Genomic DNA, 25,327 nt, shown 5'->3' with positions numbered 1-25,327 from the left:
CGGCCGAGAATTGCATGCAAAAAATTTTAACTCAACGTGCATTGTTGATCTGCGATGTCCGAATTTTGAGCAAAAAGACGGGCAGTCAACAAAAACTGACCCTCATATCGCAGTTTTCCTTAGAGATGCTCTGCGCCTTAACCCAAGAATGAATACAATAAGGTGGCAAAATGACGAAACCGTGCGCAGATCCAGCATGTCAGCACAGGACCGATCTTTGCGTCGGACTTCCGTGCGGAGCTTTTGCTTTTACTGCCTTGCTGTTGATTCCCGTGAAAGAGGCGACGGACGGGTGGACGCAATTCGCTAATGTCCTGCCTACCGCTATTTCTCCACTCTGGGCGGGCACACTTCTTCTGGTGCTTTCAGTCGGGATGGTTGTCAGATCGTTTCGCCACGGCGATGATGTGCGCCGACCGCGGCACAGCGCCGTTTTCCATGTCATTCTTACTTCCACGACGCTCGGGGTTTCGCGCATTGCATTGTTTTGGGTCGGTTTCCTTGCCACCGTGACGCTATTGATCGCCGCCCTGGCTGTGATTTTTGGAGAAAAGCGCGCGCTTTGTACCGTCTTGCTCTCAGGCCTTGTGTCGCTAGTTGTTTATGTAGTGTTTCTCGGCAAACTCAGCGTCATTTTGCCAGTTGAGCCATTCTAGATGTTGTTGGATCTGGCATCGGGCTTTGAGTTCTTGACGGAGTACTTGGTTGTTTTGACCGCGTTGGTCGGGTTGCTGGCCGGGGCCATCTTCGTCGGAATGCCTGACCTGACTGCCGCAATTGCAGTTGCCGGTATATCCGCAATGTATACGCTGACCTGTCTGCCATTTATGCTCCGCGTTTACACAGGGGCGGTCCACGCAGGCTCGATCCCTGCGATCCTGATCCAAACTCTGGGTAAGGTTGCTGCTGCAGAAGGGCATGCGACAGTGGGTTCTAGCGATGGGCGGCAGGCGCTTGAAATCAGCCCTTATGCGTCAGTTTGCTCTGAAGTGCTGGCCACACTCACACTGATCGCAATAGCGGCACCGTTGACGTTCAAAGTCGCACCTCCAGAATTCACGCTATTTTATACCATCGCACTGACGATAGTGGCAGCTGTCTATGTAACAGAAATGCTGAAGGGCATGTTCGTTTTGAGCGAGATTCTTTTGCGGAACAAAGCCGGTGCCTACGTTTTTGGACCTAACGAAATCGAGCCGAATGTCGAGGGTGCCGAGGCGGAAAGCCGGTTTTACAAAACGCGGTCAAAAGCACTTACATCGCTAAACGCGTCGCTCCAGCAACCGACCCTTGCGGAGACCGGTTGCAGGCTTCGTCTTCTGCCGGTTCAGGAAGGGAAGTTGCGTCGACTGCTCAACACGCGCGTCCACTGGAATGGAAAGCCTTGCTTACGTTTGGCCTGCATGGACGCGCCGACTTTGGCGCGCGGATCGATACTTTCGGTTTTCGAACCAGTGCAAGCGCCAACTTCCAATAAATTGCCCGCGCGGATGCGGACAAGCCCAACCCCGGCGTGACCGCGCCGAACCACCACCAACAACAAAGAGGAAACCAAAATGAAAGCCAACTTGTTCCTGATCCCTGCAGTTGCGGCGGCACTCGCGCTTGCCAGCGCAACAGATGTGTCTGCACAGGCCATGCAATTTATCTCGCAAAACCAAGATCAGCGGGCTCAGCACCCACCTGAGATGGATGCTATGAATGCGCTGGCCGACGCGGGGTTTGACGTCAATCGCAGTGAGTTTCAGGCCCTCGGCATTGATCTTTCAGACGGGCTCAGACTTGTGAGCGACGCTGCTTTTTCCATGGCCACAATTCAAGTCGGCAGCGTAGCAAAGGACGACCCCTTCCTTGAAGGCATAGACCTGATCGGCGTTTCGACCAATATGGATGACCTCAAAGTGGCTGTTGAGGCTTACCGCGAGGTGTTCAATGCCCGGCTCGCCGAGAAATTCGGAGTCAAGGCCGTGGCGATCTGGCCCTTTGGCCCACAGGTTTTTCTGTGCAACGCCGATATCACTTCGCTGGCGGATCTTGACGGGCTGAAGGTTCGGTCTTTCACGGCTTCGATGTCGACGCTTCTGGAAAACCTCGGTGCTACGCCGGTGACCCTGTCTTTTCCAGAAGTCTACCCCGCGCTTCAACGTGGTGTTGCGACATGCGGCGTGACTTCTCCCACTTCCTCCAATACTGGGAAATGGCCTGAAGTGACGACAAACCTGTACCCGCTGTCTGTCTCCGGTTCCGTTCAGGCGCATATGGTCAATCTGGAATGGCTCGACGGGCTTGGAGCCGAAGAACGCTCAAGCTTTGAGGGCATCATGGGCGAGATGGAGGCGGCTCTTTGGGATGTGGCGCTCAACACTAACGGTACGGCGCAAGCATGTTCGACTGGAGGAGATTGTCCTGAAGGTGGTATCTATACCTCTTATGACATGTCTCTTATCCCGGTCAGCGCAGTGGACAAGGAAAAAGTTGCTGATATCTCCGCGTCTGCCATTCTTCCAGAATGGGCCGCGACCTGCGAGGCATCCTATCCCGGTTGCAAGGACATCTGGAATGAGACCGTCGGCGCCGCGCGCGGTCTGACAATTGAATAGCACCATGCACTCCGAACGGCCGCGCGTACTGCGCGCGGTCGAGTGTGCAAGTGAGATGCTCGCCCTCGGCGCCGGCATGACAATCGCGTTGCTCGCGGTTCTAATCACCATCGATATAATCGGTCGCGATGGTTTTGGCGTTTCCGTTCAGGGCACAGACGAAATCGGTGGGTACGTCCTTGCCTTCGTCGGCTCCTTGGGAATGGCGCTGACCCTGATGCGCCGAGGTCATCCCCGGATTGATCTGTTCTTTCGGTTCTTTCCCCAGATGCTGCGTGACATGCTGAACGTGCTGGCACAGATCAGCATAGCAGCTTTTGCCGTTTTCATGGCTTGGCAGGCCTGGGGTGAGTTGGAAAAAACCCTGCGCTTTGGCGCGATCACCAACACGCCACTTCAGACACCGCTTTGGGTGCCACAGTCGATATGGTTGGCGGGGGTGATTTTCTTTGCGCTGACGTGCTGCCTGACCTCCGCACATGCGATTTGGCTATACCTTTTCGACCGGGGCGCTGTCAGTGCCGCATACGGTTCCCCTTCGGTCGCTGAGGAAGTAGGGCAATACGTCGACGAACCCGAAAGGGAGCGGCGCAATGCTGGGGATTGAAGGCGCCGCACTAGGCTTCGGGCTTTTGCTTTTTTTACTCTTCATAGGGCTTCACATTGCGACAGCGCTATTCATGGTGGCCGTCTTGGGAGCTTGGGTTTTCTTCGGCGATACGATGATCCGGCCGTTCGGCACCATGATGTGGGGCACGCTGAATAATTTTCTTCTGGTGGCGATCCCTCTTTTCGTTTTCATGGGCGAGATCCTTGTGCGCGGGGGCGTCACCGAGCGCATGTACCGCGCGCTCGCGGATTGGACGCGACCGCTTCCGGGCGGGCTTTTACATACCAATATCGCGGCCTCGACGATCTTTGCCTCGATTTCGGGGTCTTCTGTTGCCACAGCGGCGACCATCGGAACTGTGGCCTTCCCCACTTTTCGCCGCCAGAACTACGCCGAAGCTTGGGTGGCCGGAAGTGTAGCCTCCGGCGCAACGCTGGGCATTCTCATTCCACCATCGATCAACCTCATCATCTATGGGGCGATTACGAACACGTCCATTGGCGCGCTTTTCACGGCGGGCATCCTACCCGGGATATTGCTGGCCTGTGCATTTATGGGGATGATCATTGTTGCATGCCTGATCGATCCGACTATCGCCGGTCGGTCGCAGCCAATGGCGGCCTGGTCCGAGCGTCGACAGAGACTTGTGGATCTGGTACCGCCAGTATTGATTTTTGTTCTGATTATGGGGTCTATTTACTTGGGCTTTGCCACGCCGACCGAAGCCGCGGGTGTTGGTGTCATGGCAGCCTTTGCGCTGACAGCCTTTTACCGCACGCTCAATTGGCCGATGCTGCGCGAGGCGATGCTGTCATCTGTGACAACCACGGGCATGACCTTGCTGATCCTTGTCGCCGCCTTTTACCTCAATTTCATTTTGGGCGTGCTCGGCGTACCCGCGCAGGTGTCGCAGTTTGTGTCGTCCTTTGACGTACAACCGGTCACCATGATCCTGTTACTTGTCGTGCTCTACATGGTGCTGGGTTGCTTTCTGGACGCGCTGGCGATGATGATCGCGACGATTCCTATAATCCTACCCATCGTCACCCTGATCGGGTACGATAGCATATGGTTTGGCATCTTCCTCGTGTTGATGTGCGAGTTGGCATTGATTACCCCGCCTGTTGGCATGAACCTCTATGTAACCCAATCGGTGCGCGGTCGTGGTGACGTGAGCACCGTCATAGTCGGTGTATTGCCGTTCTGCCTATGCATCCTTGGCGTTGTGGCGCTGATCACGATCTTCCCCGGCATCCTCATATGACACGCCTTCTTGCGATCAATCCCAATACCTCGCCCGAGGTCACGGCGACCTTTGTGTCCGAGGCGCGTCGGATCGTTCCTACCAGCGTAACTGTTGACGGTGTCACCGGGACTTTTGGGGCCCGTATCGTCACTAGTGAAGCGGAAAACATCATCGCTGCCCACGCAGCACTTCAGCTGGCGGCGGAGCATGCGGGCGGAGTAGATGGGGTGATCCTTGCGATTTCGTTCGACACTGGCCTACGTGCTCTATCGGAACTGCTGCCTGTGCCTGTGGTCGGTGTGACCGAAGCGGCGCTCTTGCACGCGGGTGATGCACCCTTGGGTGCGATCTGTTTCGGCGCAACAAGCCAGCCGCTTTATAGCCGTCTGCTGTATGGCTATGGACGTACGCCGGTCGCCTGGGAGGTCGTGGAGTTTGCGTCGCGCGCGGATTATCTTGACGCCAAGGCGAGGGACACGTCGGTGCTAGATGCCATTGCCCGCTTGGCCGAGGCGGGCGCCGAGAGAGCGTTACTCCTCGGAACAGCCGTCGTTGGGATGGCCGGGCGCTTGTTTCCTCAAGCCGCCATTCCAGTCAGCGACGGAGCAGCTGCGGTGCGGCTTTGTCTGGAACGGATTGAGACCTTCGACGAACCGCCACCGCGCAAGAAGCCTGTTGCGGAAACCGTGGGTCTGCCACCGTCTCTTGCCGCCCTGATTGCCGGAAAGAGCCAATGAGCGCGGCCCTGTTCCGCAATGTCCACCTTCTGGACTTCGATCATCCGGATGGGATGACAACAACCTGCGACCTTCTGGTAGAGGACGGTCGTATTGCCAGCATCGGTCGCGACCTCGACGTGGCACCGGGTGTCCGTGTGATCGGCGGCAAGGGCGGGCTGCTGATGCCCGGTCTGGTCAACGCACATTTCCATTCTTCAGTGAACCACATGAAAGGGCGACTGCCTTGCCTGCCACTTGAGCTTTTCATGCTGTTTGAAAGCCCTGCATTGGAGACCTTGCGCCCGACGCCGCGGCAAGCCTACCTGCGGACCATGCTCGGTTGTATTGAGATGTTACGAGCGGGGACCACCTCGGTCATGGACGATTGTTTCTTCATACCCGAGCCCACGGTTGAAATCATCGATGCGGTCGCGCAAGCCTATGTAGACAGCGGCATCCGGGCGACACTGTCGCTGGACCAACCGGAACTGTCGGAATTCGAGAAGTTACCGTTTCTTAAAGAACTGGCACCTGAGCGATTTCACGCAGAGCTCGCAGGGCGACCAAGGCTTCAGTCAGGGGATCTTCTGGCGCTCTATGATCATCTCATCAGTCGATGGCATGGCGCAGAATCGGGTCGCATTGGTGCCGCCGTCAGCTGCTCCGCGCCGCAGCGCGTCAGCCCCGAATACTTTGCCGCGTTGGACGATCTTAGCCGCACGCATGACCTCCCTATACTTGCACATATGTTGGAGACGAAGCTCCAGCGCGTGCTGGGTCACGAAAAATTCGGAGGCCGGTCGCTGGTGCGTTACACCCACGACCTTGGTCTGCTATCCGAGCGCATGCAGGTGATCCACGCGATCTGGGTCGATGCGGACGATCTGGACCTGATCGCCAAGACTGGTGCCAATGTCGCGCATAACCCGATCAGCAATCTGCGGCTTGGGTCTGGCGTCATGCCGCTACGAGAAATGCTGGATCGCGGTATCAGCGTGTCGCTGGGTGTCGACGAGGCCATTGCTGATGACGCCGTGAACCTTTGGTCGGTGATGAAGACAGCTGGCATGATCCATACTTTGTCAGGCGATGATTCCGACATCTGGCCTTCTGCGCGAGAGGTCTTGCGTGCTGCAACCGAAGGCGGCGGTCGCGCGATGCGCCGACCCCAATTGGGCACATTGGCCGTTGGAGCGCCCGCAGACCTGATCCTTGTTGATTTGTCGTCATTGGCCTTTTTGCCGATGAATGATCTGCTACGTCAACTGGTCCATGTGGAGCAGGGAACATCCGTCCACCTCACCATGGTTGCAGGGCGTGTCGTGGCGCTTGACGGGCAGGTCGTGAGCCTTGATGAGGCAGCCTTGTTGGAAGAGGCGCGCGAGGTATTTTCCGAGATGGCTCCGGCGCTGCGCCGCGCCGCCGATGAAGTCTATTCCTTGCTGCCTATCTACCGGGCGATGCATGATCGCGCCAGCACGGTCGATGTAGGGTTGACGCGCAAAATGCAGGAAGGGCTGGGATGACATTACCCTGGACTTACTCCGCAAAACCGGATCGATTGAACGGCCTGTGGCCAAACGGAGCCAGAGTGGCGCTGTGGGTCGCTGTGGGTGTCGAGAGCTATCGACACGACGCAGGGATGACAGAAGACATACTGCCGCGCGGCGCCGCTCCGGATCTGGTGAACACTGCCTGGCGCGACTATGGCAACCGAGTTGGGGCCTTCCGTCTTTTTGATGGCTTAGCGGGCATTGGCATCCGTCCGACCGTCTTGTTGAATTCAGACCTTTACGATGAGGCTCCTGCCGTCATCGCTGCCGCCCGTGCCGCCGGTGCCGAGATCGTGGCACATGGCAAATCCAACTCTGACAGTCTTGCCAATTTGCCGGAACAGACTGAAGCCAGGTATGTGGCTGACGTCCGGGGCCGCATTGCCGCTATGGAGGGAAAGGCCCCACAAGGATGGTCGAGCCCATGGCTGGCGCATACGCCCACTTCCCTGCATAGCCTCGCATCTGCTGGATATAGCTACCTTCTGGATCTGCGATTGGATGATCAACCCGTATGGTTGGAGACCGGTGCAGGGCGGTTGCTCGCCATTCCTTACGCAGCCGAGTTGAATGATAGTACAACGATGGTCGGGCGCCATATGGATCCCCGAGCGTTTGCCAAGGCCTTGCTGGATGAGACCCGGGAATTGGCGGAGAGCAAGACGCCGGTAGTCATGAGCGTTGTGCTGCACAGTTTCATTTCAGGTCAGCCATGGCGAAAACGTCCTGTGATCGCTGCTTTGGCAAAAATTGCGAGCATGCAGGGCGTTTGGGTAACAACACCGTCGGAAATACACGCCGCTGTTCTTACCGAGCCGCGTTTGGGCTTGCGCTGAGAAGACAGCTTTACCTCTACCAAAATGTGGACTTCTAAGCTTGCCGCGATTTTGCATCTGGTGTCACGCTCGTTCTATTCATTTACGTTATCCAGTCCGATTGAGATCGAAACCAGTACAAGTGCCACAATAGCCAGTACGATCTGTACCCCTGAGACAGCGGCGACAAGCGGGGAAGAGGTGAATTGCACCAGCGAAAGAAGTTCCACGGGGAGAGGCCGGTCGCGGAAACCATGGGTAAAAATTGCAACGGATAGATTGTCAAAACCCTCGACAAAAGTGAAAACGGCACCGGCCAGGATAGCTGGCATTAGAAGCGGGAACGTCACGGTTCGAAGGCTTTGAAAGGCGGTCGCGCGCAGGTTCGCGGCGGCCTCTTCCAGTGCTGGATCAAGGCGCATCAGTCGGCTTTGAACAGTTCTGACCATGACGGCGAGAATAAAAACGGTGATTGAGATCGACTGGAGCCAGATCGACGGGGAGACACCGATCAGCGCACCTGCAAATAGCACCGCCACGCCGAGAACAATGCCCGGCACCATATGCGGCACGATAACGAAGACTGAAAGAGCGGTCTTCCCGCGGAAACGCCCTCGGACACAGGCGAGCGCCGTCGGCACACCCAGTGCGATGCAAAGAATAGTAACTGTTACGCCGACCTGCAGACTGTTTAACATCGCCTCGACCAGTTTGTCTTGTTTGAAGACTTCCGCGTACCAGCGCAAAGTAAACCCTTCGGGCGGGAAGCTGACATAGGCGCGCGTGTCGAATGAGATGATCACCACAATTATTGAAGGAGCGACGAGTAGAATAAGCGAGAATACAGCAACAGCCAGGATCAGCCCGATGCCAAGCACGTCCCAAATCGACATTTGACGAAGGGACCTCATGTGTCGCCCCTTTTTGTCCAGCGGGCGAAGTGGTTGGTCACCAGAGCGATCGAAACCAGCACAATAAGGCAGGAAGACATCAGCAGAAGGGAACTAACCGAGCCTTTGCTCCATTCCAACGAGAACACAACCTGTTCATAAATCATCGTTGCCGCGTTGAGATAATTGCCTCCGCCCAGAAGCTGTGGCACGACAAATGTCGTGTAACTCAGCGTAAACACCAGAGCTGCTCCGGTCCCGATACCCGGGACACTCAGGGGTAAGATGACCGTTCTGAGTGTACCAAGCCGAGTGGCACCTAAGTTTTCGGCTGCTTCAATTATCCGACCATCATGGCGGCTCATCACGGCGATTAATGGCAGGATCATCACCGGCAAATGGATCTGGACCATGCCGATCAGTACCGCCCAGTGCGTGTTCATGATCCGAAGGGGCTGATCGATCAACCCCATGCCGATCAGCGTCTGGTTAACCACCCCGCGCCCGCCGAGGATCACCAGCCATGCATAGGTGCGAACGATCCCACTGGTCAGAAGGGGCGCGATGGTCAAAATAAGGATTAAACGTTTCGTCCATTTGCCGCCGATCAGAAAAAGATAGGCAACCGGATACCCTAAGAGAACACAAAGCGCTGTTGTTGTCACCGCAAGGTTTAGGGAACGCTGAAACGTGATCCAGTAAAGCGGATCGGACAGCGCATTCGTCAAATGCGTGAGCGAAAAAGTCTGGCTGACAATGTCACCTCTTGCGACCTCGACATCGGAAAAGCCAAGAGACAACAGTATGACGAAAGGCACCACGGCAACCACCATCAGCACCAGGATGGCCGGAACCGCAGGCCAGATGCCGCGACCCGACAAAAGCGCGTCTGCGATCCGTTCAGCAAAACCAGGTGCCGAGATCGGCATAGATTGGGATAATTCAGACATTAATCCGGGTAAATCGCGCAGTTCTCAGGATCAATGATGGAAACGCTGACCACAGCATTATTTGAGACAGGGCGCGTCCGTTCTTGACGCATGGCGACGACTCGGATCTGTTCGCCGTTGTCCATGTCAACATGGTACTCGATTAGAGGGCCGATGTTGCGGTGGAACATGACACGGCCCGTCCAATCACCATCTTCAGCACGCGCAAGTCGTAGGTTGTGGGGACGGGCCATGACGCAGACCGGTCCGTTCAGATCAGTGGCGACGGTCTGACCATCAGGCAAAAGAACCTGGCCTTTCCCAGTCTGCGCATCCCAGAAGTTCGAAGTGCCAATAAAGTCGGCAACATAGGCTGTGGCGGGGCGATCGAATATCTCGTCAGGGCTGGCGACCTGCTCGATCTTGCCCGCGCGCATCACGGCAATTCGGTCGCTCATCGTCAGCGCTTCTTCCTGGTCGTGAGTGACGAAGATCGAAGTTAGTCCAAGCTCCTTGATAAGCTGGCGCAGTTCCACTTGCATTGCGCCGCGGAGCTTGGCGTCCAGCGCGTTAAATGGTTCGTCGAGCAGCAGCACGCGTGGCTCCATCACCAGCACGCGGGCAATAGCCACCCGTTGCTGTTGACCGCCGGACAGTTGCGCCGGATAGCGTTTCTCGAATCCTGTCAGGGAAACGGTGGTGAGTGCTTCATTGACCTTCGTGTCAGCTTCGCGGTTGGATGTGCCGCGCATGCGAAGCGCATAGCCAACGTTCTGAGCGACCGTCATATGTGGGAAAAGGGCGTAGCTCTGGAAAACGACACCCACGGGCCGACGATTGACCGGAACGGGCGCCATGTCCTGTCCGTCGATACCGATCTTGCCGTCATCAGCGTCCCAGAATCCGGCAATGCAACGCAACAGGGTGGTTTTGCCACAGCCTGACGGCCCGAGCAGTGTAACGATCTCGCCTTCAGCAACGTCGAGCGAGCAATTTTCCAGCACGGTTGTCGTACCGAACCGTTTGCTAACGGCCCCAATGCTGAGCACCGGGGCCGCAGAGACAACATGCGTCGAAGGACCAGTCGGCCCTTGCATCATGTTGCGAACATACGATCGAACGTCTCGACGGTTTCGCCCCGAAGAGGCGCAAAAGATGGCCAGTCGAGCGATGTGGTGCTGTACAGTTCTTCTGTTGTCGACGGCACGTAGGGCGCCGCTTCCTCTGCCACCGGAATGCCTTCGACCACGGTGCCGAAATAGATCGGCGCACTGCCTGCCATCGTCTGAATGCTTTCGGTCAGCAGGATGTCGGCGAACTCGTGCACCAGATCCGAGGTTCCCTCTGCCGTGTTCACGAATTGCACAATGTTGGTAGGAAGCATCAGCGGCCCCGGGCCCTTGATCTTGGCATAGCCGATCGGCAATCCCGAGTTCGCCGCCAGTGCCGAATTGACGTGCCAAAGAGGTGCGAGATCCACTTCGCCACGTTCGATCATCTGCTGTAGCAGCGGCGGGCTGCGGCCAACCAGAGGATCGAGCTCTTCCCACTTCTTGAGGGCGAATGACATATCGTCCTGGGGCATTCCAAAAGCTTCGCACGTCGCGGCGAGGACGCCAAGACCGAGGTTCGATTGCGGGCGGCACATCCCAATGCGCCCGTTGAAGTCTCCCGACCACAACTCTTCCCAAGTTGTTGGCGGCGTTTCAATCTTAGACGTATCATAAGCAATGCCGATGCCTTCGAACCAGATCGGCTGACCAGTCTCATAGCCATAAGGCATAAAGCGCGGATCAACGTTGCCGGAATTCGGGATTTTCGAAAAATCAAGCGGGACCAAAACGTCTTCGGCTAATGCATTGATAATGGCGGGTGATCCCATGACCGCGAGATCATAAGGCGAATTGCCGCGCGCGGCCTTGATCTGCGCCAGCGCCTCGGCGGACAGCCCGCCGATCACGCGTAACGTGATGCCCGGATTGCGCTTGCCAAGTTCCTCGCCCGCCGCAATGAGCGGTGCGTCAGATTCGTTCCCGTAGCCAACCATGACCAACTCGCGGCTCTGCGCGCGCAAGACGGCCGGAGTCGAAAGCATTGTCGTTGCCGCAAGGCCACCGAGCACTGTTCGTCTGTCAATCTTCATCAGTTTTCCCCTAAAAAACCCGTCCCAGTCGGGCAAATTGCGATATTTCATTTTGATCTTAACACATATCGTGACTTTCGAAAAATAGTGAAAGAAAATTTTCCGAAAGCTCATGGTGCGATCTGAAATGCTCAATGAGAAAGCGTGGGCGCTGAAAAATGCGGCTCTTCGAAAATCAGGCCGATATTACATCAACTCCTTCGGCCTTCAGTTTTTGGATGTCGGAAAGCGTGGCACCTTTGTCCGTTACCAGTGTTGCAACTTCATCGATGGAAGCGATCTTGGCCACGGCGACATGGCCGATCTTCCCGTGATCACCGAGCATCACGGCGCGTCGCGAAGCAGTCAGCATAGCGCGTTTGACTTCCACTTCTTCGAAGTGGGCGTTGGTAAAACCGTGGTTCGCGTCGACGCCAGCGCAGCACAAATAGGCGCAATCGGCATTGATCTGTGCCAGCAACAGCCCGGCAAAGGGCGGGATCAAAGAGCGTGATAGAGGATTGCGACCAGTTTTCTTCACGGTGCCGCCGGTCAGCATTACTGTGACGCCGGGATGTTCTTCGAGGGAAATGGCGACTTCCAAGCTGCTGGTGATCACGACAACATCGCGTAACTCCTTCGGCATTGCGATGGCCATCGCCTTGGTCGTCGTGCCGGCATCGAGAATGATCGTTTCCCCATCGCGGACCATGCGTGCAGCCATTGCGCCGATGCGCCCCTTTTCGGCACCAAAGCTCTGACTTGGAAGGTCTAGCGGTCGAACGAAGCGGGCTGGTTGCACAGAAGTAGCGCCACCGCGAATGCGTCGCAAGAGAAGGCGGCGGTCCAACGTATCTAGATCGGAGCGGATTGTGACCGCAGAGACGCCGAGCTGGTCGGAGAGTTGCGCGACTTCGACGACACGGTTTTTGGTCAGAATTTCAAGAATTTCCTCATGACGCGGAATAATATGCTGGCTGTTTGAGGTTTCGGTCACGACTTCCCTTTTCATTCGACTTGCGTTTTGATTATGAATAACAGATATCGAAAGGGCAGGCGAGGGCTCAGCTAAATGGCGTAAATTTTTTCGCCAAAACCGGAAGGATGGAACTGTCGTGGACAAAGAACAGCGCATCAGAGAGATCCGCAGAGAGTCTTCTTCCGATGCTCCAGGAGATCCAGAGCGGTTTCGACGGGTGGTTTTGACAGAAAAAGAGATGATGTCGCAGGGCGCGGCCATCCGCGCGACACTTGCCGCTAATGTTGCGCCATTGGTGCAGATTGCGTCCGATCTGGCCACGCGAGACATCCGACGGATTGTAATGGTGGGGTGCGGCGACAGCTGGATCTCAGGTATCGGCGTGCGTCACGCGATGGAGCACCATCTTGGCTGCGTCGCGGAACCTTGCGAGGCTTTCGACTTCGCGACTTATGGGCTTGATGTGATTGACGCAGACACAGTGGTGATCGGACTCAGTTCTTCCGGCAAGACCGAACCTGTTATTGACGGGTTGAAGGGCGCTGCTGAACGCGGTGCTTACACCATTGGTCTGTCGAACACGCTCGGATCACCGTTGATGGAAGAGTTTCCCGGTGCGCTTCATATTCAGGCAACGCGTGGCGGGTGGCCTACGCAGTCTTCTACGGCTGCGATGGCGCTCAAACTCGCGCTTGTCGCATCGATCGCGGAGGCGCGTGGCAAGGACGCCGCAGGCTTGCGCTCTGCACTTGATGCGCTGCCGGATCAGGCGGATCAGGTTTCAAACGCGTTCTACACACCAGCACAAGAGGCGGCAAAACTTTTCGCCAGAGCGGAACTCGTGCTTTTGACCGGCGCAGGACCCTATCATGCGTCTGCAGAATTTGGATCCGCCAAACTGCGCGAGCTTGCGCCGATACATGCCTACGCATTCCCGCTGGAAGAATACCATCACTACCGTACTCAAAAGGCGGGGGACATCTTGTTCCTTGTTGCTGCTGATAGAGCAAGTCATGCGCGCGCGCTCGAGACCGCGATCATGAGCCAAGCTTGCGACGGTATTTGTGTGGCACTTGTCCCGGAGGGCGAGATTGAGATTGCAGAGGCTGCGGATACCGCCTGGCATCTGCCGGATGTTGCTGAAGAGGTGAAGGCCATTATCTACAGCATTCCTTTGCACCTGTACGGTTACCATTTAGCTGTCGAGCGCGACGCCATCGGGCTTGGTGCGCCGCGTTTGGGCGTCTGAAATGATCCCCGAGCTCGTCACGGTCGGGGGGCTCACAGTCGACAATGTCGTCAACGCCGAAGGCAGGGTGGCGCTGGCTCAGGCGGGTGGCAATGGAGCTTACTCTGCTGTCGGCGCTTTAATGTGGTGTGACAAGGTCGGTCTCGTGAGCGCGGCAGTGGAGAGCTATCCGCGATCTACGCTTTCGCGGCTCGAAGCCGCTGGCGTGGATCTGAGCGGCGTTGCCTGGTTTCCTGAGCGGCTCGCGGCGTGTAGTTGGTTCATCTATGATGAGGCAGGAGAACGTGACGAGGGGCTAACCAGCCCGCCAGAAGCGCTTGGCGAGGCAGGATTTCCCACAGAGCTGCTGAGTTTGGACGAGATCGCGCGGTGGCGTAGGCATCTCGTAAGCCGACATGTCGAGGGGGAGATTGGCTACTCTGAGTTCCGTGACCGCCATCCTCTCACGACAGAGCAGATCCCGAAGTCATGGAACGGCGTGCGCGGTGTTCATCTTGCTCCTAGCCAACCCGATGTCATGCTGGCAATGCTTGAACACTTCGGGTCGGGTCCGATAATCACCGCCGATCCCGGTTGGCAACTTGCTGCCCGAAGCCTTGACGAGATCAGCCCGATCCTAAACCTGCTTGATGCGTTTTTGCCAAGTAAGGTAGAGCTTGCGGCCCTTGTACCAGGTGCCGCACCCGCGCACGCGCTTGCGGAACTGTCCCAGTGGACACAAGGAGCCGTTGCCGTGAAGCTGGGTCCGAAAGGTGTCCTCGTTTGGGATCGCGGCGGCTGCACAGCGGTTGAGGTTCCAGCCGAAAACGTCGATGCTGTTGACCCGACCGGTGCAGGAGATAGTTTTTCCGGTGGTTTTCTTGCTGGATTGGTAGAGATGGGCGATCCCGTTGCGGCGGCACGGTTTGGCGCAATTTCGGCCTCGCGCATCGTTCGCACATTTGGCGCGGACGGACCTCTCCCTGTGGACAAGGCATCCATGCGATCTGATTTTTAGTAGAAGGCAATGTGATGCCTATGATGGCCTAAGGCGGCGACCTTCCAGCCATTGGCAAGTTACACCAGTCGGACTTCGCCTTGTCGTATGATAGAAGCCTGTACAGAGTGGAGAATGTGCCGTTTTAACGGCCTCCTTTTGCGGACGCTGGCGTGCTGGCCTTCAATCCGACAGATCAAGCAAGCAGGTCCGAAGTAATGGAGCCTTAAAAGACTAAAATGAAGGGGTGGGTGGGTCGATTAAAACGAGTAGGCCATCTGGTCTGCACTAAAGTACTGTTACCGAAGTCTACGTTACTTTTTCTGAACCTACTGTTTACGACCGGCGCGCGTTGCATTCCTGCACTGCAGGGAATGCACTTAGTGAGCGCATTGGGTTCAGGGCAGGAGTGGTCCGGTGTGGCCCGTAGCGAGAATAACTCTGCAAAATTTCTTGAGACTTTCACCATCGAACTTCTTGGACTTTGACTAAAAAAGCCCAAGACTTTGCGGCAGGTCTAGTGAAGACAGTTGGCGTTGGAACTTGAATTGCTTCCAAAATCGATAGACTACGGACGACGCGTTTGGTGCTATTTTGGTAGACGGCCACATCCTATCGGAAGCCGTTACAGCGACCCAGGTTGCGACGTGTGTTTTTGCCGCGTTGATTGATGGACTCTTGAGGGTGAAGACAGCATTGTGTGCTTCAACTTGAAGGATCAATGGCGAAGGTGCCGAAGGGCGCTTAGTGACCTTCCACCCTGTTTGAGGCGTTAGCATCAGTTCCTAATGTGTCGGCTCAAATCCGCATCTTCCTGGCAAGGACTAATAAGTTGAGACGGGTCTTTCGACGGAGTAATCAGGAGGTCAACATGTGAATAAAAAGCTTATTGTGGCCGATCAGATTGTGTGTGGCTTCGCAGCGGACGGATCGCCCGAGATCGCGAACGATGCCGCAATTCTGGTCGATTGTGGACGGATAGTCGCAATTGGAGACAGAAACGATTTGTCGCAAGTAAACCGCGATGTGCAAATCGTCGGCGGTCATGGACGTGTGGCCATTCCGGGGCTGATCAACGGCCATCACCACGTCGGCCTTACACCTTTTCAGCTTGGTGCGCGGGATCAGCCTCTGGAACTCTGGTTTCCAGAACGGCTCGCGATGCGAGATGTCGACCCGCGCCTTGACACCCTGTTTTCGGCCTTCGAGATGATCGCTTCAGGGGTCACAACAGTTCAGCATCTTCAAAGTAGGGCACCCGGGGATAGCGAAGCCGTCTTGCAGCGAAGCAACGCCATCATAAACGCTTACGCCGAGGTTGGCATGCGCGCCTCCTATTCCTTCGCGCTGCGCGATCAGAACCGGATGATCTACGATGCTGACGAGGTTTTTGTCGCCGCGTTACCACAGGCCTTACGCGCGCCTACTGCGGCCTATCTCGCTGGGTTCGGCCTGCCGCTCGCCGAGCAGATTGCTGTCTTTCATAGGCTGCAGGAACACTGGTGTGACAATGACCTGATCGGCATTCAAATCGCGCCTTCAAACCTGCATTGGTTGTCAGACTATGCGCTGGAAAGCGCGGCGCAAATGGCGTCGGAAACCGGTGCGCCCCTTCACATGCACTTGCTCGAAACTCCCTATCAGAAGGAGTACGCTTTTCGCAGAACAGGAGGGTCCGCGCTGGAGCACGTCGATCGCTTTGGGCTCGTGGGACCTCAATTAACGATCGGGCATGGGGTATGGATGACCAACGAAGATCTGTCTCTTCTTGCCGAGCGCGGCGCCTGCCTGTGCCACAATTGTTCGTCGAATCTGAGGTTGAAGAGCGGCGTGGCTGACCTCAATGCGTTCATTGCCAGCGGTGTGCCGGTGGCGCTTGGCATTGATGAAGCGGGAATCAATGATGATCGGGACATGTTGCAGGAGATGCGGCTTGCGTTGAGCCTGCATCGTGCTGCGGGACATGGCGCACCGAGTCCATCGGCTTCTCAAATTCTCCGTATGGCGACCGAACATGGTGCCGCAACGACGCCTTTCGCCGGTCGCATCGGACGCCTCGCACCAGGTCTGTCGGCCGACGTGGTCCTGCTTGACTGGGATGCCGTTACCCGGCCCTGGCAGGATCCTTCAATGCCATTGGTGGATGTTCTGTTGCGGCGTGCGAAAACTGGAGCGGTCGAGACTGTAATCGTAGCAGGCGAAACCGTCTATCACGAAGGCCATTTCCCGCGTGTCGACCGGGAGAGTGTTTTTGAGGATATCTCGCGTGCGCTCAATAGACCCGACACCGAAGCTGAAGCATCTCTGAAACGTCTTGCAAAGAATCTCATTGAGCCGGTGCGGGATTTCTACCGTGATTGGCTGTAATGCGAGATTCGCAAAAACCGTTAGCGTGAAGACAAACGCAAGCAGGAGAAGTTCTCAACAGTCGAAGCGCAAAGTGTTGACGATCTTAGTCTCCCTCAAAAGACAATGAGTTGGCGCGTTGGATCACCTTCAACCCGCCGTATCATCTTGTTGGAGCTATTCATTTTCCAACTGCCGGTTCGCTGTGGCTCGCCACAAAAAGTTGGATCACTGCCAATCCAGTTGTTCATAGTGCCTAAACTGAGGTGGGTTTTGGATTGTCGCGTGACGCAAAGACTACAAAGTAATTTGATCTCTTACAAACGAAACTTCGTAACGATTGGATCAGTATCCACGTACCGGGTCCACAACGTTGACCAGTTCGGAACCTCGTATCCAGCGGCCAAGGTTTTCGATGAAGAGATCGAAGGACGCCTTTTCCCAGCCTTCATGAACTGATGAACAATGGGGCGAGATGATCACGTTTTCCAAATCCCAAAGCGGATCCGTTGGAGGCAATGGCTCGATTTTGAATACATCAAGTGCCGCTGCAGCAACATGCTTGGTTTGTAGCGCAGCATGTAAGGCCGTTTGATCCACCACACCGCCGCGTGAGACATCTGCGATGATGACGCCCGGTTTCATTGCAGCGATCTCATCGGTGCCGATCAAGCCGCGAGTCGCCGGGGTCAGCGGTGTCGAAACGGCAATGAAATTCGCGCGTGCAAGAAGATTGGGCAGATCGCTCGCGCCGTGTACTTCATCGACATGTTCCATACTTTGCGGGCGGGCGCGGGTTCCCAGCACAGTCATCCCGAAAGCTTTGGCACGTGCCGCAACCGCTTGGCCAGTATGTCCTAGCCCGATGATCAAAAGCGTTTGACCGTACAACGGCCGAACGGTGCGCGCGTTCCAAACCCGCGCGGCCTTGTCCATTTGGAGCCCCGGTACATCCAAAGTAAAATGTAAAAAACCGCCCATGACGTATTCTGCCATCATTTCTGCAGCCACACCTGCTGCATTGGTCACAGTGACCTTTTCCGTATCCCAATCTCCAAAATGGTCGGTTCCCGCGCCGCCATTGGCGATCCAACGCGGACCGGAGTGGCCAAACAGTGCCGCACGCGGAAAACTTGGCGTGCCTGCAAATCGAACGGAATAGACGATCTCAGGCTGGTAGCTTTCGATGATGGCAGGAAGTGCTGAATAGCTATTACATTCGCGAAAATCCGCTTTTGGGAAAGCAGCAAGCAGGAATTGCGCCAGCGGTGCAGTATTATCGTTATGCAAAACGATGCGCGGGGTGTCAGCCATGGGTGTTTTCCACTGGCGCACGAACGAGCTGTGCAATGTCTTCGAACGTCGTTTCCGGCAACAAGAGACGAGTGTGCATTTGCCACAGCGCCGTGATGCGCTGCTCGGAAAGCGCGGCGGCCATCATGCGAAACTTCGCCTCCACCTCGTCGTTGCCCATCGGCGCTTCGGGCCCGCCGCGGGCATTCACGTCGCCTGAGGCAAGCTGTCTGCCATCTTTCAGCGTCACGGTGACGTCGGACCACCGTCCCTCGGGAAAGCGTTCGCTGTGACGGGCTTCTTCTTGTACCGCGATGCGCGGTAGCAAAGCGGCGACTTCGCGATCACTCAGACCAGCTCCGGTGATTTGCACGGGGCCAATCTGACCATGCACCAGCAGCGCGGCCAGCGCGAAATGCAGGGAATATTGTGCCTGCGACGTGGTTGTGGGCATACCTGAGAAAAGCGCTGCAGACTGCGCGAATACATGTACGTCGATTGTGGCAATTTCCTGAGGGGAAAAACCGTGTGCGGCTTTGAGTTCCGACAAAGCATCTAGTGCTGCATGTGCCCAACGGCATATTGGATAGGGTTTGATGTAGTTCTGCTCAATCGTCCAGACGTGGTCCAGATCGGACCAATGCGCGCCGGCATCGTCTGCTTCAACCGTGAGTGCCGGCGCGCCAGTGAACCCGGCTTGCGCCATCATCACCGCCATGGACCCGATCAACGCCCCCATGCCCGAACCGTCATGCAGCATGGTCGGGTTGGCGATTTCGCGCATCATCTGGCTGCGCGGGCCGTGATACTCGGCAATGCCCAACGCTTGACGCAGTGCGTCGGGACTTGCGGCGCGCAAACGGCAGCCCAGTGCCGCCACGCCAAGCGCATTCCAAGCGCCTGAGGTGTGATAGTCAGCTACGGAAGCATGCAAGGCAATACCTGCGCGCGCCGAAATTTCATAGGCCATGACCAATGCACATATTGCGTCGCGCGCCGACATCTCCGGGCGAGCTTCGGCGAAAGCGAAGAGGGCAGGGACAACGGCGCAACCGATATGGCCCTTGGTGGGGTTGTAGCCGTCATGGGCATCGAGATTATCGATCCCTGTAGCGGCAGCGAAGGCGGCACCGGGGATTGAAGCCGGGCGTCCGTCAAATATCATCTGGGCTGCGTGTTCGGAGGCACCGGCGGCGTGGAAGTTAAAGGCATGATCGCGTGCGATTCGTCCCGCTTCCATGCCCGCGGCCCCCGCGGCTACGCCGACTGTATCCATCAACAACAAAGCGGCCATTTCCATCGCGCTTTCGGGAATGTCCCGCGCGGTTAAGACAAATTCGGCGATCCGGTCGAAAGTCATAGCCGTTCTCTTTCCAAAAGTTGCCCATATCCCGGCAGAGGATCACCGATGCCAGCAAGTTGCAAAGCCTGAAACGCCATCGCCTGGTTTGAGCTGATCACCGGCTTGCCGACGGCTTCTTCAAGGCGGGCGATGGTTTCAACGCTGCGCATATCGGTGCAGGACAGAACAATTGCATCCGCCTGCCGGTGATCGGCGGCAACTCCTAAGTTAAACACAGCTTGTGGGTCCAGCTCTCCCTGTTGGTAATTGTCCAAGGTTTCTAATACCTCAGATCGCCTTACGGTTTGAACGCCGGATTGCTCCAGAAATCCAACGGCCATATCGTTGATCGCGGGCACGTAAGGGGATGCAAAGGCGATGCGGTGTATGCCCAAAATGTGCAGTGCATGGACCAAAGCCCCAGCTGCCGTCACGGTTTCGGCTCCACTTTCCGCTTTGATCCGCGCCGCAAGATCCTGATCAAATGCCGGGCCATGGGTGAGCGTGGCCGAAGTGCAACCATACAGTATCACATCCGGCCTGACACCCAGCAAAAGCCGCAAGGGTTCATCCAGTTCGGCGGCCCCCAACCCATGCATTTGGTCTGCATCGGGAATCTCGTCCTGATCATACCCACCAAGCCGGGAAAAATGCATCGAGATGCCTTGGGCTTGCAACAGTGCCATGTCAGGTTCGAGGTTGGTATTGGTAAAGGGCACCAGAATGCCGAAGCGGGCGCGTCCGCGCGAGGGTGTCATGGTTTTTCCTTTCTGATCCAGCGTTCTAAAAGCCTGGCTGCTGTATCGAGGTCATTCGTGTTTCCGATGGTGGCACGTAGACAATTGCCAAGGCCGGCACCGCCTTGCGGGCGCAGGAAAAGGCCGTTGTCGCGCAGGGCTTGATCAACGCGGCGCGCCGCCTCCGCGTTTGGCATCCGGATCAATACGAAATTAGTGTAACTCTCGGGCACATCGAACCCGGCCTCGAGCAACCTGTCGCGAAAACCATCTCGCGAGGCCACAGTGAGATCGCACGTCTGGCGCATGTAAGTCTGATCTGTCAGCGCCGCCGTTGCCGCAGCCTGACCGGCGAGCGAGATATTGTTGGGGGTCATCACCTTGCGTACTTCTGCCGCGATCTTACAGGGGAACACGCCCCATCCCACCCGCATCCCGGCCAGACCATAGGCTTTGGAAAAGGTGCGCAGAACAACGGTGTCGCCGCGTTGAACAAGGTCGAACATGGACTCACTTAGATGATCCGCGAACTCGCCGTATGCTTCATCGATCACCAACAGGACATCCTGCGGCAGGCATTCTCGCAGGCGGACAAGCTCCGCCCGCGGGATACGTGTCCCGGTAGGATTTCCTGGATTGGCGACAAAAACGATCCGCGTGTCAGGGCGGATCGCCCGAGCCAGGGCATCAATGGAAACCTGCCCGTTCTCTTCGGCGGCTATGTCGAAACGCGCCCGGGCCATTTGCGCAGCGGTTTGGAAGAATGGGTAAGCGTGGGCGGGTGCTAGTACCGCGTTCTGTTCATCGCTATAGGCTTGCGCTAGGACACGAATGAGCTGCATCGACCCAGAACCGCACAGTATGCTCTCCTCAGGAACCTTGTGGATATCTGACAGGATCGCACGCAATTTCTTCCATTCGGGATCGGGATAGAGATGCGCTTCCTCAAGCGCTTTGGCGGCGGCTTTGATCGCGTAGGGGCTGGGCGGGCGCAAGCTTTCGTTCTGAGCCAACGAAATCAGGAGCTTGCCTTCAGGCGCGTTCAATTGGGCCAGCGCATAGGGCGACATGGTGGCGACGTGCGAAACGGAGCGGATCATGGTTTAAACCCATAAAGGTCCCGTGCGGCTTTTTGGCTGATCAGGCCTTCTTTCAGATCACGCAGCACATCCTCGCGGGCACGCTCTCGCGGTTCTCCAAAGCCGCCCCCGCCGGGGGTCTCAAAAACCAGTTTTTCGCCTGCCTTAACCCGAACCTCGCCCTTGCCGGGCAGGTCGAGGCCGTCATGTCCGATACGAATGCGCCCGACGGCACCTGACTTCCCGCCAAACCGCCCGTGCGCAGGGTTCAGCACCCTCTCAACCGAGAGAAACATTATGAAATCCTGGTCTACCGAAGAGCATACTTCGATGTGCTGGCCCAACCCGCCACGCATGCGTCCGGGGCCTCCGCTGTCGGGCTTGAGCTCGCGCCGCGTGATCAAGACTGGCGCGACCGCTTCGGTGGTTTCGACCTGACTTCCCCAGACACCCGATGGAAATGCCACGGCCGATAGCCCGTCCAAAGCAGGTCGCGCGCCCGTGCCGCCGCTGAAAACCAGTTCCAACGCGAATTGTGTTTGACCATTTGCAACTGCCTCGGGTGCATGACGCAGTGGTAGATCGTACATACACGAGGCGCCTTCCGCGGGCACGAGATCCGGCAGCGCCTGAGACAGGCACCCATAGACCAGATCAGGAGTCATCTGTCCAAGCGTGTGGCGCATGGCCACCGGAGCAGGACGTTGTGCATTCAGGATGCAGTTCTTTGGCCCAGTGACGCGAAAGGGCGCGAGTGATCCGGCATTGTTGGGAATGTCTGGCCCAATGATGCAGCGCAGCGCAAAGACGGTGTAAGCAGTGGCATAGTTCAGCGGGACATTAATGCCTTTGTTGGACAAGCCCGACGTGCCCTCGAAATCAATCGCGACGTGATCCTCGGCAATTGTGAGAGCCGCGTGCAGGTCGATTTCTCTCTCATACCCATCCACCTTTAGCACATTGTGCCATGTCCCCTTGGGCAGTTCAGCAATTGCCTGAACGGTCCCGCGATACGAAGTGTCGATGATATAGTGTGACAGGTCGTCCAGATGGTCGATATTAAATTCGGCCATCATGTCAGCAAGCCGCCGAGCCCCCGTTTCACAACAGGCGAGCAGCGCATAGATGTCACCCTCATTGGCAATCGGTTCACGAGAATTGGCTTTGATGATGTCCACCAAAAGCGTGTTGAGCGCGCCGCTATCCATCAATTTGCATGGCGGGATCAGTAGCCCTTCGTCAAAGACATCCGCGCCTTCCGGACCCATGCCAAGCCCACCAAGATCAACCAGATGCGAAGTGCAGGATGTAAAGCCAATCACATGGTCTTTGAAGAATACCGGCATCATCAAGAGGAAGTCATTCAGATGCCCCGAGGCGATCCATGGATCGTTGGTCAGGTAAATGTCGCCGGGTTTCATGTCTCCCAGAGCAAAGCGTGCGCAAAGAGTTTTGACCGCCTCAGCCATCGTGTTGATATGGCCGGGCGTGCCGGTCACCGCTTGGGCCAGCATGCGGCCCCGCACATCAAAGATGCCAGCAGAAATATCGCCGCATTCCCGTACAATCGGGCTGAACGCAGCACGGATCAACGCTTGACCTTGTTCTTCGACCACGGCCAAAAGCCGGTTCCACATGACCTGAATGCGGGTGTCGGTTGTCCTCATGGGCGTCTCTCCCCGTTGCGAGTCAGCCAGATGTTATTGCCGACGTCCACATGAGCCGAGAAATCGGCGCTGACAAATGTGGTGGTTTGCGGCTCAATGATCAGGGCAGGGCCGTCGAGCACGTCGCCGGGTACGAGCGCCGCGCGATCAAAGATGTTTGCGGCGCGCCATGTTCCGGTCACTTCGCACAGAATGCGCCGCTGTGCATTGTGCTGCGCGCGCCGTGTGTTCCGGGCGTCCGGATAGTGTTCCAGTGCTTGCGGTTCGGTGGACACCTCCAGTGCCCAATTCAGAACTTCAATTTTCATCCCTGGTACTGCGCGACTGAATTGGCTTCTGTATTCTTCTTCGAAGGCATGTCGCAGGTCCAGAATATCCGCCTCCTGTATAGCGCGATCAGGTAGCGGCACTTCGATCTCGTGACCTTGTCCATGATAGCGCATGAAAGCCTTGCGCCGTTGGATCAGTCGCCCATCAGGTGCACCCGCGCGTACTACACTCTGGGCCTCAATGATCATCTCGTCCAAGAAGTTGTTTAGCCCAGCCACATCCAAGGATTCCAGGGTCGCGTACCGCGAGCGGATGATCTCAAAGGAGACCGGCGCATAAAGGAAACCCACGGCCGAGCCGACGCCGGGATTACGGGGGATCAGGATGTGGTCGATTTGTGCACGTCTTGCGACCCGTGTGGCATGCAGGGGGCCATTGCCGCCAAAAGCAATCATCACCCGCGTACTCAGATCCTTGCCTGATTCCACGGCATGCATCCGACCCGCGCCGGCCATGTTCTCGTCGACGATTTCACTAATGCCAAATGCAGCTTCCGCTGCATCCAGGTTCAAGGGCTTTCCAACTCCGGAGGTAAGCGCCTTTTTCGCGGCTAACATATCGATTTGAAGCCGCCCTTCCGCAAAGCGCCCGGGTTCGATCAGCCCTTGTACCACATCGGCGTCGGTCACGGTGGGCTCTGTCCCGCCTTTGGCAAAGGCTGCAGGCCCGGGTTCAGAACCTGCGCTTTCCGGACCAACCTGCAAACGCTCCAATCGATCTACATGAGCGATTGAGCCACCACCCGCACCGATCTCGATCATCTCGATTACCGGAATGCGAACGGGCATGCCCGAGCCTTTGATAAAGCGCGCTGCCCGAGCAATTTCAAACTTGCGGGCTTTTTGTGGGCGGAAGTGGTCGATCAGGCAAAGCTTGGCTGTGGTGCCGCCCATATCGAAGGAAAGCACGTGTGTCTGACCAGTCTCAGCAGCGATGCGTGCGGCCAGAATGGCACCACCGGCCGGACCAGATTCCACCAGCCGGATCGGGAGAAGCGCCGCAGTTTCCAAGGTGGTCATCCCACCGCCGGCGGTCATCATCAGGATGGGGCAGGTCAGTCCTTCTCTGACAAAGAGTGCCTGAAAATCGGCTAGATAGCGGGCCATCAGCGGCTGGATATAGGCGTTGGCAATGGTGGTCGAAAGCCGGTCGAATTCCCGCGCTTCGGGGCTGACTTCATGTGAAAGCGAGATATCTAGCTCCGGAAGAGCTGCCTTCACAAGGGTTCTCAACTTTAACTCATGTGCGGGATTCGCGTAGGCATGCAACAGGCATATCGCCACTGCCGCGGCACCACAGTCTGACAGTTCGGCGATCAATCGGTCCACAGAGGTCTGGTCAAACGGCTCCAATTCCTGCCCGTGCGCATCAATACGTCCACGTATGGTAAAAGCGCGCTCGCGCGGGACGATCAGATCCGGTTTAACCAAGTTGATGTCATACTGGCTGTAGCGGCGCTCGTAGGCAATTTCGAGAATGTCGCGAAATCCGTCATTGGTAACGGTCGCCACCGTCGCCCCGCGCCTCTCGATCAGCGCATTCGTGGCCAATGTGGTGCCGTGGATAAAGCCGTTGATGTGCGACCAAGTCGCGCCGGCTTCAACAAGCACGCGGCGCGCGCCTTCAAGCGCCCCGACAGTTGGGTTATTGGGAGTGGTTGACGTCTTGGTCGTGGCAAGAATTTGCCCCTGAGCCCCCATCAGGACGGTGTCGGTGAACGTTCCGCCGATATCGATGGCCAGACGAAGTCCGTTTTTGTCACGCATGCGGAGGAGCCACTAGCTATATATGTGAGAAGTTTTCCGAAAATCCGGAGCGGCAAGATCAAAGCGAAATAAACGCCAT

General features: G+C 56.8%; 22 protein-coding genes. 11 read left to right on the top strand and 11 right to left on the bottom strand.

Features of this window, described 5'->3' with window-relative positions:
* Positions 1 to 170 precede the first annotated feature (170 nt).
* The 8 genes from AB8B75_RS13960 to AB8B75_RS13925 all read left to right on the top strand — a co-directional run bounded on the left by AB8B75_RS13960 (position 171) and on the right by AB8B75_RS13925 (position 7,564).
* A complete protein-coding gene (locus AB8B75_RS13960) occupies positions 171 to 656 on the top strand; it encodes a tripartite tricarboxylate transporter TctB family protein (protein ID WP_405363116.1) in 486 nt (161 codons plus the stop codon).
* Positions 657 to 1,517, top strand: a complete 861-nt coding sequence (locus tag AB8B75_RS13955; RefSeq protein WP_405363114.1) for a tripartite tricarboxylate transporter permease — start codon at positions 657 to 659, stop codon at positions 1,515 to 1,517.
* Between the two features lie 39 nt (positions 1,518 to 1,556).
* Positions 1,557 to 2,600 (top strand): TRAP transporter substrate-binding protein DctP, encoded by a 1,044-nt coding sequence (dctP, locus tag AB8B75_RS13950; protein ID WP_405363113.1) that lies wholly within the window; start codon positions 1,557 to 1,559, stop codon positions 2,598 to 2,600.
* Between the two features lie 76 nt (positions 2,601 to 2,676).
* Positions 2,677 to 3,207: a TRAP transporter small permease gene (locus AB8B75_RS13945; RefSeq protein ID WP_405363111.1), complete on the top strand. Its 531-nt coding sequence runs from the start codon at positions 2,677 to 2,679 to the stop codon at positions 3,205 to 3,207.
* Positions 3,194 to 4,474 (top strand): TRAP transporter large permease, encoded by a 1,281-nt coding sequence (locus AB8B75_RS13940; RefSeq protein WP_405363109.1) that lies wholly within the window; start codon positions 3,194 to 3,196, stop codon positions 4,472 to 4,474. The genes AB8B75_RS13945 and AB8B75_RS13940 overlap by 14 nt, the downstream gene beginning before the upstream one ends.
* Entirely contained in the window at positions 4,471 to 5,193 is a 723-nt protein-coding gene (locus AB8B75_RS13935) for an aspartate/glutamate racemase family protein (RefSeq protein WP_405363107.1), read from the top strand. Before AB8B75_RS13940 ends, AB8B75_RS13935 begins: the two co-directional genes overlap by 4 nt.
* Positions 5,190 to 6,701: an amidohydrolase family protein gene (locus AB8B75_RS13930; protein WP_405363105.1), complete on the top strand. Its 1,512-nt coding sequence runs from the start codon at positions 5,190 to 5,192 to the stop codon at positions 6,699 to 6,701. The genes AB8B75_RS13935 and AB8B75_RS13930 overlap by 4 nt, the downstream gene beginning before the upstream one ends.
* A complete protein-coding gene (locus AB8B75_RS13925; RefSeq protein WP_405363103.1) occupies positions 6,698 to 7,564 on the top strand; it encodes a polysaccharide deacetylase family protein in 867 nt (288 codons plus the stop codon). Before AB8B75_RS13930 ends, AB8B75_RS13925 begins: the two co-directional genes overlap by 4 nt.
* Before the next feature lie 74 nt (positions 7,565 to 7,638).
* Here AB8B75_RS13925 and AB8B75_RS13920 read toward each other — a convergent pair whose 3' ends face one another.
* The 5 genes from AB8B75_RS13920 to AB8B75_RS13900 form a co-directional block, all read right to left on the bottom strand.
* Positions 7,639 to 8,454, bottom strand: coding sequence for an ABC transporter permease (locus AB8B75_RS13920; RefSeq protein ID WP_405363101.1), 816 nt, complete (start codon positions 8,452 to 8,454; stop codon positions 7,639 to 7,641).
* Positions 8,451 to 9,383 (bottom strand): ABC transporter permease, encoded by a 933-nt coding sequence (locus AB8B75_RS13915; RefSeq protein ID WP_405363099.1) that lies wholly within the window; start codon positions 9,381 to 9,383, stop codon positions 8,451 to 8,453. Before AB8B75_RS13915 ends, AB8B75_RS13920 begins: the two co-directional genes overlap by 4 nt.
* A complete protein-coding gene (locus AB8B75_RS13910) occupies positions 9,383 to 10,462 on the bottom strand; it encodes an ABC transporter ATP-binding protein (RefSeq protein WP_405363097.1) in 1,080 nt (359 codons plus the stop codon). Before AB8B75_RS13910 ends, AB8B75_RS13915 begins: the two co-directional genes overlap by 1 nt.
* On the bottom strand, positions 10,459 to 11,505 hold the full coding sequence (locus AB8B75_RS13905; protein ID WP_405363095.1) for a PotD/PotF family extracellular solute-binding protein: 1,047 nt from the start codon (positions 11,503 to 11,505) through the stop codon (positions 10,459 to 10,461). Before AB8B75_RS13905 ends, AB8B75_RS13910 begins: the two co-directional genes overlap by 4 nt.
* A 175-nt stretch (positions 11,506 to 11,680) precedes the next feature.
* Positions 11,681 to 12,481: a DeoR/GlpR family DNA-binding transcription regulator gene (locus AB8B75_RS13900; protein ID WP_405363094.1), complete on the bottom strand. Its 801-nt coding sequence runs from the start codon at positions 12,479 to 12,481 to the stop codon at positions 11,681 to 11,683.
* 118 nt (positions 12,482 to 12,599) lie between these two features.
* On the opposite strand from AB8B75_RS13900, the gene AB8B75_RS13895 reads away from it, so the two are divergent.
* The 3 genes from AB8B75_RS13895 to AB8B75_RS13885 all read left to right on the top strand — a co-directional run bounded on the left by AB8B75_RS13895 (position 12,600) and on the right by AB8B75_RS13885 (position 17,055).
* Complete coding sequence (locus AB8B75_RS13895) at positions 12,600 to 13,712, top strand: SIS domain-containing protein (RefSeq protein WP_405363093.1); 1,113 nt, start codon at positions 12,600 to 12,602, stop codon at positions 13,710 to 13,712.
* A gap of 1 nt (position 13,713) precedes the next feature.
* Positions 13,714 to 14,709 (top strand): carbohydrate kinase family protein, encoded by a 996-nt coding sequence (locus AB8B75_RS13890; protein WP_405363091.1) that lies wholly within the window; start codon positions 13,714 to 13,716, stop codon positions 14,707 to 14,709.
* An 852-nt stretch (positions 14,710 to 15,561) separates the two neighbouring features.
* The gene (locus AB8B75_RS13885; RefSeq protein ID WP_405363090.1) at positions 15,562 to 17,055 is read left to right on the top strand and encodes an amidohydrolase family protein; all 1,494 of its coding nucleotides are present in this window, start codon (positions 15,562 to 15,564) and stop codon (positions 17,053 to 17,055) included.
* A gap of 324 nt (positions 17,056 to 17,379) precedes the next feature.
* Here AB8B75_RS13885 and AB8B75_RS13880 read toward each other — a convergent pair whose 3' ends face one another.
* From AB8B75_RS13880 to AB8B75_RS13855, 6 genes are read right to left on the bottom strand one after another with little or no spacing between them, the layout of a single operon-like run.
* Positions 17,380 to 18,348 carry a D-2-hydroxyacid dehydrogenase gene (locus AB8B75_RS13880; RefSeq protein WP_405363088.1) on the bottom strand — a complete coding sequence of 323 codons (969 nt, stop codon included), beginning with the start codon at positions 18,346 to 18,348 and terminating at the stop codon, positions 17,380 to 17,382.
* Positions 18,341 to 19,687, bottom strand: a complete 1,347-nt coding sequence (locus AB8B75_RS13875) for an MmgE/PrpD family protein (RefSeq protein ID WP_405363087.1) — start codon at positions 19,685 to 19,687, stop codon at positions 18,341 to 18,343. Before AB8B75_RS13875 ends, AB8B75_RS13880 begins: the two co-directional genes overlap by 8 nt.
* Positions 19,684 to 20,427 carry an Asp/Glu racemase gene (locus AB8B75_RS13870; protein WP_405363086.1) on the bottom strand — a complete coding sequence of 248 codons (744 nt, stop codon included), beginning with the start codon at positions 20,425 to 20,427 and terminating at the stop codon, positions 19,684 to 19,686. The genes AB8B75_RS13875 and AB8B75_RS13870 overlap by 4 nt, the downstream gene beginning before the upstream one ends.
* Positions 20,424 to 21,506 (bottom strand): pyridoxal phosphate-dependent aminotransferase, encoded by a 1,083-nt coding sequence (locus AB8B75_RS13865; protein WP_405363085.1) that lies wholly within the window; start codon positions 21,504 to 21,506, stop codon positions 20,424 to 20,426. Before AB8B75_RS13865 ends, AB8B75_RS13870 begins: the two co-directional genes overlap by 4 nt.
* Positions 21,503 to 23,152 (bottom strand): hydantoinase B/oxoprolinase family protein, encoded by a 1,650-nt coding sequence (locus AB8B75_RS13860; RefSeq protein ID WP_405363084.1) that lies wholly within the window; start codon positions 23,150 to 23,152, stop codon positions 21,503 to 21,505. The genes AB8B75_RS13865 and AB8B75_RS13860 overlap by 4 nt, the downstream gene beginning before the upstream one ends.
* Positions 23,149 to 25,248 (bottom strand): hydantoinase/oxoprolinase family protein, encoded by a 2,100-nt coding sequence (locus AB8B75_RS13855; protein WP_405363082.1) that lies wholly within the window; start codon positions 25,246 to 25,248, stop codon positions 23,149 to 23,151. The genes AB8B75_RS13860 and AB8B75_RS13855 overlap by 4 nt, the downstream gene beginning before the upstream one ends.
* Between the last annotated feature and the right edge of the window lie 79 nt (positions 25,249 to 25,327).

The organism is Roseobacter sp. (genome assembly GCF_045106495.1).
Taxonomy (GTDB): domain Bacteria; phylum Pseudomonadota; class Alphaproteobacteria; order Rhodobacterales; family Rhodobacteraceae; genus Roseobacter.
Note: the sequence above shows the minus strand (reverse complement) of the source record. Positions and strands in the feature narration are given on the sequence as shown.